Source organism: Thalassobacter sp. (assembly GCF_982993085.1).
This window is the reverse complement of record NZ_CEZFMW010000038.1, coordinates 17,489-27,752: the sequence shown is the minus strand read 5'-3', so window position 1 is coordinate 27,752 and position 10,264 is coordinate 17,489. Positions and strand designations below refer to the sequence as shown.

11 protein-coding genes are annotated in these 10,264 nt (G+C 58.4%); 5 read left to right on the top strand and 6 right to left on the bottom strand.

All coding sequences use genetic code 11. The annotated features are described in order from the left end of the window. Together AC4GMC_RS08010 and AC4GMC_RS08005 are read right to left on the bottom strand one after the other, a co-directional pair. A partial coding sequence (locus AC4GMC_RS08010) for a MarC family protein (RefSeq protein WP_487878206.1) occupies positions 1-341 on the bottom strand: 341 nt, incomplete at its 3' end. A gap of 7 nt (positions 342-348) precedes the next feature. Continuing rightward, entirely contained in the window at positions 349-2,208 is a 1,860-nt protein-coding gene (locus AC4GMC_RS08005; protein ID WP_487878208.1) for an ABC-F family ATP-binding cassette domain-containing protein, read from the bottom strand. Positions 2,209-2,332: 124 nt separating this feature from the next. Here AC4GMC_RS08005 and ndk point away from each other — a divergent pair, with 124 nt between their 5' ends. Then, positions 2,333-2,755 carry a nucleoside-diphosphate kinase gene (gene ndk / locus AC4GMC_RS08000; protein WP_038006416.1) on the top strand — a complete coding sequence of 141 codons (423 nt, stop codon included), beginning with the start codon at positions 2,333-2,335 and terminating at the stop codon, positions 2,753-2,755. Positions 2,756-2,812: 57 nt separating this feature from the next. On the opposite strand, the gene AC4GMC_RS07995 is transcribed toward ndk, so the two are convergent. Both AC4GMC_RS07995 and bhcR read right to left on the bottom strand, forming a co-directional pair. Further along, positions 2,813-3,142 carry a TfoX/Sxy family protein gene (locus AC4GMC_RS07995; RefSeq protein ID WP_487878962.1) on the bottom strand — a complete coding sequence of 110 codons (330 nt, stop codon included), beginning with the start codon at positions 3,140-3,142 and terminating at the stop codon, positions 2,813-2,815. Between the two features lie 353 nt (positions 3,143-3,495). Further along, positions 3,496-4,314 carry an HTH-type transcriptional regulator BhcR gene (gene bhcR / locus AC4GMC_RS07990; RefSeq protein ID WP_487878205.1) on the bottom strand — a complete coding sequence of 273 codons (819 nt, stop codon included), beginning with the start codon at positions 4,312-4,314 and terminating at the stop codon, positions 3,496-3,498. A 178-nt stretch (positions 4,315-4,492) separates the two neighbouring features. Here bhcR and bhcA point away from each other — a divergent pair, with 178 nt between their 5' ends. The 4 genes from bhcA (at position 4,493) to bhcD (ending at position 8,876) form a co-directional block, all read left to right on the top strand. Then, a complete protein-coding gene (gene bhcA, locus AC4GMC_RS07985; protein WP_487878204.1) occupies positions 4,493-5,683 on the top strand; it encodes an L-aspartate--glyoxylate aminotransferase BhcA in 1,191 nt (396 codons plus the stop codon). 5 nt (positions 5,684-5,688) lie between these two features. Further along, positions 5,689-6,657 carry a beta-hydroxyaspartate dehydratase BhcB gene (gene bhcB, locus AC4GMC_RS07980; RefSeq protein ID WP_038006424.1) on the top strand — a complete coding sequence of 323 codons (969 nt, stop codon included), beginning with the start codon at positions 5,689-5,691 and terminating at the stop codon, positions 6,655-6,657. 61 nt (positions 6,658-6,718) lie between these two features. Next, a complete protein-coding gene (bhcC, locus tag AC4GMC_RS07975; RefSeq protein WP_487877956.1) occupies positions 6,719-7,879 on the top strand; it encodes a 3-hydroxy-D-aspartate aldolase BhcC in 1,161 nt (386 codons plus the stop codon). Positions 7,880-7,910: 31 nt separating this feature from the next. After that, entirely contained in the window at positions 7,911-8,876 is a 966-nt protein-coding gene (gene bhcD, locus AC4GMC_RS07970; protein ID WP_487877958.1) for an iminosuccinate reductase BhcD, read from the top strand. 4 nt (positions 8,877-8,880) lie between these two features. On the opposite strand, the gene AC4GMC_RS07965 is transcribed toward bhcD, so the two are convergent. Then, on the bottom strand, positions 8,881-9,234 hold the full coding sequence (locus AC4GMC_RS07965; RefSeq protein WP_487877955.1) for a hypothetical protein: 354 nt from the start codon (positions 9,232-9,234) through the stop codon (positions 8,881-8,883). A gap of 25 nt (positions 9,235-9,259) precedes the next feature. Next, entirely contained in the window at positions 9,260-10,261 is a 1,002-nt protein-coding gene (locus AC4GMC_RS07960) for an endonuclease/exonuclease/phosphatase family protein (RefSeq protein ID WP_487877954.1), read from the bottom strand. Between the last annotated feature and the right edge of the window lie 3 nt (positions 10,262-10,264).

Here is a 10,264-nt window from a genome sequence, read left to right as displayed (position 1 = left end):
AGGGGAAAGATCGAGGGGTCTTCTTCCAGCGTATGCGCCTGATCCTCGCGCCGCTTGGTGCGGCGGTCGAACAGCATGTCGAGCGCTGTTAGGAACAGCAAAATGCCCCCCGCGATCTGAAATGCGGGCAGGGAAATGCCGAGGAACTCAAGTACCGATTCACCAGCAAGGCCGAACAACAGCAAAAGTGCAGCAGCCACCGCCACAGCGCGTGCCCCGATGATAAACCGCACACGGGGGGCTGCCCCACGTGTCAGCGCGATGAACAATGGGGCCAACCCAACGGGGTCGATGACCACAAACAAGGCCACAAAGGCTGTGATGGCTTCGGCTTGGGTCATGGCTGCCTCATGCGCGTTTTTGGGCGGCGTCTAGCTTTTCTTGCGCCGCGAGCCACATGGCCTCAGCGCGATCAAGCCCGTCCATAACTTCGGCGTATTTCTTGTTCCATGTCTCCAGCTCGCCCTTTTTGTCGTCTTCGTACAAGGCGGGATCAGCCAGCTTTTTGGCGAGTTTATCCTGCATCTGGCCGATCTTGCTGACCCGTTCTTCGCATTTGCGCAGCTCGGATTTCAGCGCGAGGATTTGATCGCGGGACGGTTTGGGCGCCTTTGGTTTGTCCGTTTTGCCGGGCTTTTGGGGCTTGGCATCTTTTTGCAGCAATAGCGCGCGGTAGCTTTCCAGATCGCCCTCATAGGGGGCGACGTTGCCGTCTTTGACGAGCCACAGCCGGTCCGCCACAAGGCTAAGCAGGTGCATGTCGTGGCTGACCAAAACCACCGCGCCGGAATACGCAGTCAACGCCTCAACCAGCGCTTCGCGGCTTTCGATGTCTAGGTGGTTTGTCGGCTCATCGAGGATCAGCAGATGGGGGGCATCAATCGTGGCCAGCAGCAAAGACAGACGCGCCTTTTGCCCGCCAGAAAGGCGACCGACTTCGGTGTCGGCTTGATCGGCCATCAAGCCAAACCCCGCCAGCCGCGCGCGCAGCTTGGGCGGCATTTCGCCGGGGCGGACGCGTTGAATGTGCTGAAGCGGGGTTTCTTCGATGTGAAGTTCGTCCACTTGGTGCTGCGCAAAATACCCGATCCGAAGCTTGGAGGATGCTGTGCGCTTGCCCTCAATCACACTAAGTTTGTCGGATAACAGCTTGGAAAGCGTGGATTTCCCTTCGCCGTTTTTGCCCAGCAAAGCAATGCGGTCGTCTTGGTCAATCCGCAGGTCCATACGGCGCAAAATCTCAACGCCGCCATACCCGGTTGATGCCCCTTCAAGGCGCACAATCGGGGGGGAAAGCTCCTCGGGGGTGGGGAAGGTGAACACCATCTGCCGCGCTTCTTCGGGCGCGGTGATAGGGGTCATCTTTTCCAACATTTTGACCCGCGATTGGGCTTGTTTCGCCTTAGATGCCTTGGCCTTGAAACGGTCCACAAAGCTTTGCAGATGGTCCCGGCGCAGGGCTTGTTTCTTGGCTTCGGCGGCTTGGATCAACAACCGCTCGGCGCGCTGGCGCGCGAACTGGTCGTAGGGACCTTGGTAATAAGTAAGTTCTTTGTTTTCCAAGTGCAGGATGCCGCCCACAGCGCGGTTCAACAGGCCGCGGTCGTGCGAAATGATCAACACCGTGTGGGGGTATTTGGCCAGATATGCCTCTAGCCACAATGCGCCCTCAAGATCCAAATAGTTGGTCGGCTCATCGAGCAGTAGCAGGTCAGGCTGGGCAAACAGCACGCCCGCAAGGGCCACGCGCATCCGCCAGCCGCCCGAATAATCCGAACAAGGGCGCAATTGGTCACTGGGCGAAAAGCCCAACCCGCGCAGAATGGTCGCGGCGCGTGCCTCGGCGGACCATGCGTCGATGTCGGCCAGGCGGGCCTGCACCTCGGCGATGCGGCCGGGGTCGGTGGCTGTGTCAGCCTCTGCCATCAATGACGCGCGCTCGGTATCGGCGGCCAGCACCGTGTCGATCAGCGACGTGGATGAGGAGGGGACCTCTTGTGCGACGCCGCCAATGCGCGCCTTGCTGGGCAAAGACAACGCGCCAGAATCGAGCGCCAATTCCCCCCTGATCAAACGAAACAGGGTGGTTTTACCTGCGCCGTTTTTGCCAACAAGGCCCACTTTGTGACCAGCGGGAATGGTCGCGGTCGCGCCCTCAAACAGGGGGCGGCCAGCGATAGAATACGAAAGATCGGAGATTTGGAGCATGGGGGCGGTGTGACGCGGGCGCGTGGGCTTGTCAATTGCAGGCGCACAGGTGATTTCATCTGGCTTTCCATCCGCGTCCGCCAGTGCTAAGGCGCGCGAGACAATTAACCCCGGAGTATGACCCATGGCCATTCAGCGCACTTTCAGCATCATCAAACCCGACGCCACCAAACGCAACCTGACTGGCGCAATCGTCGCCAAGTTCGAGGCCGCTGGCCTGCGCGTCGTTGCGTCCAAGCGTATCCAAATGACGCTGGCCCAAGCTCAGACGTTCTATGGCGTCCACAAAGAGCGCCCCTTCTTTGGCGAACTGTGTGAATTCATGATTTCTGAGCCAATCGTTGTTCAAGTTCTTGAAGGTGAAGACGCCATCGCGAAAAACCGCGAAGTTATGGGCGCAACCAACCCAGCAGAAGCCGCCGAAGGCACCATCCGCAAAGAGTTCGCGCTTTCTATCGGCGAAAACTCGGTTCACGGCTCCGACGGCGAAGACACAGCCGCAGAAGAAATCGCATACTTCTTCTCGGGTCTTGAGCTGGTTGGCTAAAGCGCCTGACGCTCTGAAACTGAAAAAAGGCGGCGCCTATGGGCGCCGTTTTGCATTTTAGGGTCGGTCAACCACGCCGATTGCATCCATGACCGCCTCAAACGCGGCCCGGTCGGTGTCATGATTGGCGGCCTTTACGGCCTCAAATCGAACGCGCAACGCGTCCTTTTCGCGGCCTTTGCAATCGTTCCACGGTCGCCCCTGTAACGCCATTTCAATCACATAAAACGGGATAAAATGCGGGCGTTTGCCGCCGCGCAGTAGCGCCCCGTAGGCCGCATCAGTGCCTAAATCGCGCAAAGTCTCTGCGTCGTGAATGCCGGCTTTTGCAAGCATATCCGCCATGGCGGGCCCAATGTTCGGCAGTGTTGTCAGGGGCGTGAGCATATCTCAGCCTAACGGCTGATACCCACGATTGCCAATATTGAATTGGTTTGGGGAAAAATGCGGCTCCGACGAAGCGCGAAATATGCGTTCGAAGGAGCCGCGTAGTCCTGCAAGACACAAGAACAGGCAAGGGAGGAGGAGAAGCTGTTCCGTGCTTGATAACGTCAATATTGGGCCTCAGTGCAGGCGGGTCAATGCTGCGACTGCATAATTTTCAAAGATTTTTGCTGCACCTGCAAAATGACACCGCATGCCGAGGCTAAATGCTCAATATTCGGGCGGTATGCGCCCGAAACATGCAATCATAATAGGCAAGGGCACCAAAATATTACCCAATCTTAACCGATGGTTGCCTACGATTCGATGGGAATGGCTGGGCCACCAATCGCCTCCGTCAATTTGTAAGCCGCTTGTGTGACTGCGCGGCTGATCTCGGGGATGCGGTCCTCTGAAATCCGCACCACCGGCCCTGAAATGGACAAGCCGGCGATGGCCTCGCCCTCAGAATTGAAAATCGGTGCTGCAATGCAGCGCATCCCCAAAGTCCGCTCTTCGTTGTCCACCGCAAAGCCGCGCGTTCGGGTCGCTGCAAGGTCAGCCGCCAGCGCGTCCAGCGTCCCGAGAGAGTGAGCTGTGAACTGTGTTTCTGCTTCACTCTCAAAGATCGTTTGCACACGGTCTGCTTCAAAATGCGAAAGGATCGCTTTGCCGATACCCGACGTATGCATCGGCGCCTGCGTGCCCGGCGGAAAAAAGGCCCGGATGCTTTCGTGCGTTTCGACTTGCCCCAAAAACAAGACGCGACCGTTTTTCTCGATCCCGATGTTGGCGGTCTCGCCGGTGCGTTCCATCAGCTGGCGCATCACGGGGCGGGCGCGTTCAACCAGTGAACTGCGCCGCAAAAACGCCGATCCCAGCCGAAATGCACCCGCACCAATGTGCCAAGTTTGCTCCGCCGGGTCTATTTCTACCATCTGATGGCCCGCAAGTGTGACCAACACGCGGTACACGGTGGCCGGTGATTGCTCCAACGCGGTGGCGATCTCGGTTAGGCTGCGATCCGGGCTTTTAGCGACGTAATTAACCACATGCAGGGCGCGGTCCAGCGACTGAATGGTGTTCTGCTCTGTGGTGTCGTGAAAGGCCTTGGGACGTCCGCGTTTCGACTTCATATGAGGGGTTCCAATGATTATTTTTCGCTTGTTGAAAAAGTATATCGCAATTTGAAAAATACAAGCCTTTAAAATCGCGAGATAATTCCTTGATTCGCATAAATGAAATACTTTTTCAAAAAAATAGACCGGGGTCGTATGGCTCGTTAGACCTGTAGGGGAAGTGGAGGAATTCTCAATGATTAGCCAAAACCCTGTTTTCATCCCGGGCCCGACGAATATGCCCGAAGTTCTGCGTAAATCCTGCGACATGCCCACGCTGGACCACCGGTCCGCGGCTTTTGCTGGCATTTTGCACCCCGCGCTTGAGGGTGTGAAAAAGGTACTCAAGACAACGTCCGCCGAAGTGTTCGTGTTTCCATCAACGGGAACGGGTGGCTGGGAAACGGCGCTAACCAACACGCTCAGCCCCGGCGATACGGTCCTTGTCGGGCGCAACGGAATGTTTTCGCACCGCTGGATTGATATGTGTGAACGCCACGGACTGGACGTGATCGTGTTGGACACCGCATGGGGGCAGGGCCTACCGGTGGATCGCTATGCCGAGGTATTGGCGCAAGACACCGAACACCGGATCAAGGCTGTTCTGGCCACCCACAATGAAACAGCGACCGGTGTTGTGTCGGATATTGCGGGCCTACGGGCGGCGATGGATGCATCCGCGCACCCTGCGCTGCTGTTGGTCGATGGGGTCAGCTCCATCGGGTCCATGAACTTTGAAATGGACGCATGGGGCGTGGATATCGCGGTCACCGGTTCGCAAAAAGGCTTTATGCTGCCAGCGGGCTTGGCAATTGTCGGCGTGAGCCAGCGGGCCTTGGGCGCCATGGCGACAGCCAAGCTGCCGCGTACGTTCTTTGACCTGCGCGATATGCAAAAAGGCTACGCCGTGAATGGCTATCCCTACACCCCCCCGGTGGGGTTGTTGAACGGGCTCAAGCTGTCCTGTGATATGCTGCTGGAAGAAGGTTTGGAAAATGTGTTTGCCCGTCACCGCCGCATCGCTGAGGGGGTCCGGGCCGCAGTTGCCGCATGGGGGCTTGAGCTGTGCGCTGAGCGGCCCGAATGGCAGTCCGACACGGTCAGCGCGGTGCGCACGCCCGAAGGTTTTGACGCCGGTGAAATCGTCACCCACGCGGCTGAGGTCTATGACATGGCCTTTGGCGTCGGGATGGGCGAAGTCGCGGGCAAAGTGTTCCGCATCGGCCATTTGGGTATGTTGACCGAGGCGCAGGCGCTGTGTGGTTTGGCCACGGTCGAGATGTGTATGGTGGATCTGGGTCTTGATATCCAACTCGGCAGCGGCGTTGCTGCGGCGCAGGGTGTGTATCGGCTTGGGGCGCGTCAACAGGCCATGGCGGCGGAGTAAATCGGATGAAAGACTTGGCAGAACTTGTTATCCCGACGTTCGATGATGTGAAGGCCGCGCATGAGCGGATCAAACCGCACATCCATCGTACGCCAGTCCTGACATCGAGCTACTTCAATGAGCTGGTCGGTGCGGAGCTGTTTTTTAAGTGTGAGAACTTTCAAAAAGCAGGTGCGTTCAAAGTACGCGGTGCTACGAACGCTGTGTTCGGGCTCAGCGAAGAAGACGCGGCCAAGGGCGTGTGCACGCATTCTTCCGGCAACCACGCGTTGTCGTTGTCCTACGCGGCGGGCCGCCGGGGTATCCCGTGCAACGTCGTGATGCCCCGCACCGCGCCAGAGGCCAAAAAGGCCGCGGTGCGCGGCTACGGTGGGATCATCACGGAATGTGAGCCTTCGACCACCTCGCGTGAGGCCGTCTTTGCCGAAGTGCAGGCCGCCACTGGTGGCAACTTTGTGCACCCATACAATGATCCGCGCGTGATCGCGGGGCAGGGCACTTGTTCGGTCGAGTTCATGGAGCAAACCGGTGGCGTTGATATGATGGTCGCCCCCATCGGCGGCGGCGGCATGATTTCGGGCACCTGCCTGACCCTGTCGAACATCGCCCCCGAGGTTGAAATCATTGCCTCTGAGCCCGAGCAAGCTGATGACGCCTATCGCAGCTTTAAGGCAGGCCACATCATCGCCGATGATGCGCCGGTCACGATTGCAGACGGGCTGAAGGTGCCGCTCAAGGAACTGACGTGGCACTTCGTAAGCAACCACGTCACCGAAATCCAAACCGCCTCGGAGCAGGAAATCATCGATGCGATGAAACTGACGTGGCAGCGGATGAAGATCGTGATGGAGCCGTCGTGCGCCGTGCCGCTTGCGACGATCCTCAAGAACAAAGACCGCTTTGCCGGCAAACGCGTTGGCGTCATCGTCACCGGTGGCAATGTGGATATGGACAAACTGCCCTGGATGCTCTGAGCACCAGCGGATCTTTGGGTGCGGCCCCCGCCCGCCCTTCATGAGTTATGGGAGACATCAGATGAAAGATATGAACTTAAGCGATCTAGAAGTAGGCTATGACGTGCCTGCACTGCCCGGTATGGATGAGGCGGATATTCAAACGCCTTGCCTTGTGCTGGATTTGGACGCGCTGGAGCGGAACATCAAAAAGATGGGCGATTGGGCTAAGGCGCACGGCATGCGTCACAGGGTCCATGGCAAAATGCACAAATCTGTCGATGTGGCCTTGTTGCAGGAATGTCTGGGCGGCTCCGTCGGGGTCTGCTGCCAAAAGGTGTCCGAGGCTGAGGTGTTTGCACGTGGCGGGATCAAAGATGTTCTGGTCTCGAATCAAGTACGTGACCCACAAAAGATCGACCGCCTAGCGCGCCTGCCCAAGCTGGGTGCCCGCGCGATCTGTTGCGTAGATGATGTGGCCAATGTTGCGGACCTGTCCGCCGCTGCGGTCAAACACGGCACCCAAATCGAATGCATCGTGGAAATCGACTGTGGCGCGGGCCGTTGCGGTGTAACCACCACACCTGCCGTTGTTGAAATCGCCAAAGCGATTGATGCCGCTGAGGGGCTGAAATTCGCGGGTCTACAGGCTTATCAGGGCGCGATGCAGCACATGGACAGCTATGCGGACCGCAAAGCCAAGATTGAGATCGCCGTGGCGCAGGTCAAGGATGCTGTCGATACGCTCAAGGCCGAGGGTCTGGAGTGTGACATCGTCGGCGGTGGGGGCACAGGGTCCTACTATTTTGAGGGCACATCGGGCGTCTACAATGAGCTTCAATGTGGGTCCTATGCCTTTATGGATGCGGACTATGGCCGGATTTTGGATGCTGATGGCAACCGGATTGACCAAGGCGAATGGGAAAATGCGCTGTTCATCCTGACGTCAGTGATGTCCCACGCAAAGACTGATAAGGCGATTGTTGATGCGGGCCTTAAGGCGCAGTCCATCGACAGCGGCCTGCCGGTGATCTTTGGTCGTGATGACGTTGAGTACGTCAAATGCTCGGATGAGCATGGCGTTGTTGCTGATCCCGATGGGGTGCTCAAGGTCAATGACAAGCTGAAGTTGGTGCCAGGTCACTGTGACCCGACCTGCAACGTCCACGACTGGTACGTCGGCGTGCGTAACGGCAAAGTCGAAACCCTTTGGCCGATTTCCGCGCGTGGGAAGGCATTCTAGAATGGACGGCGCCCCTATGAAATCGCATGAAATCATCATCGTCCCGGAAGCAGAGATCGCCGGGCTGATGACCCCAGAGGCGGCGTTTGACGCGGTTGAGGCGATCTTTGGCGCGATGGCGCGTAAAGACGCCTATAACTTCCCAGTTATCCGGGAGGCCATTGGCCACGCAGATGCGCTTTACGGCTTTAAGTCCGGGTTTGACCGGGCGGGCGGCGCGCTGGGCCTGAAGTCCGGCGGCTACTGGCCGGGCAATGAGGCGAAGGGCTTGACCAACCACCAGTCCACCGTAATCCTGTTTGATCGGGATACGGGGCGGCCCAAAGCGATGGTGGGGGGCAACCTGCTGACTGCTCTGCGTACTGCCGCCGCATCCGCCGTGTCGATCAAACATCTGGCGCGCGCGGATAGCAAAGTGTTGGGCATGATCGGTGCGGGCCACCAGTCAGCGTTTCAAATGCGCGCCGCGCTGACACAGCGGTCATTTGAAAAGGTCATCGGCTGGAACTACCACCCCGAGATGCTCAGTCGGCTTGAGGCTGTCGCAACCGAGGCAGGCCTGCCGTTTGAGGCCGTCGATTTGGATCGATTGGGTGTAGAGGCAGATGTGATAATCTCGATCACGTCCAGCTTCGACGCCATCCTGCATGATGCCCAAGTCACCGCCGGCACGCACGTGGCGTGCATGGGTACGGACACCAAAGGCAAGCAAGAGGTCGAAGCCACCCTCGTGGCACGCGCGACGGTGTTCACGGATGAAATCGCTCAAAGCATCACGATCGGCGAAGCGCAGCACGCGATTGGCAGCGGCCTGATCACCGAGGCTGCCATCAGTGAGATTGGCGCCGTGATCAACGGCACACATCCGGGCCGAACCTCAGCCGAAGAGGTGACGTTGTTTGACGGTACTGGTGTGGGGCTACAGGATTTGGCCGTGGCAGAAGCCGTGGTTGATCTGGCTCTCAAGACCGGTGTCGCGACGCGCGTGCCGTTCTAAAACGTCACAGCTCAATCGGAGCTTCAATCGGCGCCTCATCCTCTTTGGGTTGGGGCGTCGTTTGCTTTTTGCGCAGGATAATATCGCCGTTGGGCAGGATTTCGGGCGGGTGATATGCATTGAGGCCCTCAAAGGCGTCGCCAAGCTGCTTTCGCAATTCCTCCACAAAGGGCGCCATCTGTGCACCCAACTCGCTCGCGTCGTCTAGCAACGGCGCAAGCTCACCCATGAGCCCTTCCATCAACAGGCGACTGCCTTCGCCCAAACGGTCCAGCCCCTCTTGCATCGGATCGTTTGTTTCTTGGGCGATAGCCGGGCTGGCGCAGGTGAGTGCGGCGATGAGGATGAGGTGTTTCATACCCTAAAAGGTGGGTCTGGGCGCCTCAGATGTCAATTTCCACCACGACCGGAAAGTGGTCGGAGGCAAGAAGCAGCGCATCGCGCAAACCCGCATCGCCAAAACATGCGGGGTCGTCAAAGGGGTGCAGGATGCGCCATGTCGTCAACGGGCGCAGTCGCGGCGACACCATGACGAAATCAATTAACGCATTAAAATAGCGCTTCGTTTGCCGATTATAAAAGCGCGCAGAACTGGCCTGTGCCGCGCCGGGGCGCAGGGGAAGCAGCGCGTTGGGGTCATAGAGCGGGTATGTACCGTCAGCGCCCAAAACGATCTCAACCCCTGAGCGGCCGAACAGTTCTTCGAACTGATCAAGGCCCGGCCCGTCGTTGAAATCGCCCAGAACAATCACATCATCCCCGGCCGCTAAATCCGCATCCAGCCGCGCGCGCAGCCACAGGCATTGTGCATGTTGCTTGCGCCGGTTGGCGATGCTCAGCCGCATGGCGTCTGCATCGTCGCGCGCGCCGTGGGGGGCTTTGGATTTGGCATGCACTCCGATCAGTCGTAGGGCCGTGCCGCGCGCGGTTGTTAGGGCCAATTCGCAGGGCGGTTTCGACCACACGACGGTTTCGGGCCTGTCGTCCACATCCAGATCGCGCTTGAATTTCTTATCGAACCTTGGCGCCGCCTCGCTTTCGCGGGGGTCATGCTGCGCGTCCACAACGACAGCGGGGTCATAAAGTAGTGCGATTTCTTGCTGTGTGTGGCTCTCAAACCCGGTTACGGCCCGGGTGGTGCGCAACCCAGCCCATGCCGCAAAACGTTCCAGTGCCAGTGTGCAGTCGCGAGAAGAGCCTTGATCGGGGGCCTCAATTACCATCACGGCATCGGCGTCCATCGCATGGAAAACTGTTTTCAAAGCCGTCAGTTGCGCGGTGCGGGTGATGTTCCACCTGCCGGACCATTCAGTAGATGGGTCGGGCTTATTTGCATCGGTAAACAGGTTGGAAAACCACTCAATATTATAAGTGGCCAACCGCATCGC

What these genes read in the sequence shown, in the direction of transcription:
- AC4GMC_RS08005 (WP_487878208.1), bottom strand. Translation starts at nt 2,208, where the DNA reads ATGCTCCAAATCTCCGATCTTTCGTATTCTATCGCTGGCCGCCCCCTG.
- ndk (WP_038006416.1), top strand. Translation starts at nt 2,333, where the DNA reads ATGGCCATTCAGCGCACTTTCAGCATCATCAAACCCGACGCCACCAAA.
- AC4GMC_RS07995 (WP_487878962.1), bottom strand. Translation starts at nt 3,142, where the DNA reads ATGCTCACGCCCCTGACAACACTGCCGAACATTGGGCCCGCCATGGCG.
- bhcR (WP_487878205.1), bottom strand. Translation starts at nt 4,314, where the DNA reads ATGAAGTCGAAACGCGGACGTCCCAAGGCCTTTCACGACACCACAGAG.
- bhcA (WP_487878204.1), top strand. Translation starts at nt 4,493, where the DNA reads ATGATTAGCCAAAACCCTGTTTTCATCCCGGGCCCGACGAATATGCCC.
- bhcB (WP_038006424.1), top strand. Translation starts at nt 5,689, where the DNA reads ATGAAAGACTTGGCAGAACTTGTTATCCCGACGTTCGATGATGTGAAG.
- bhcC (WP_487877956.1), top strand. Translation starts at nt 6,719, where the DNA reads ATGAAAGATATGAACTTAAGCGATCTAGAAGTAGGCTATGACGTGCCT.
- AC4GMC_RS07965 (WP_487877955.1), bottom strand. Translation starts at nt 9,234, where the DNA reads ATGAAACACCTCATCCTCATCGCCGCACTCACCTGCGCCAGCCCGGCT.
- AC4GMC_RS07960 (WP_487877954.1), bottom strand. Translation starts at nt 10,261, where the DNA reads ATGCGGTTGGCCACTTATAATATTGAGTGGTTTTCCAACCTGTTTACC.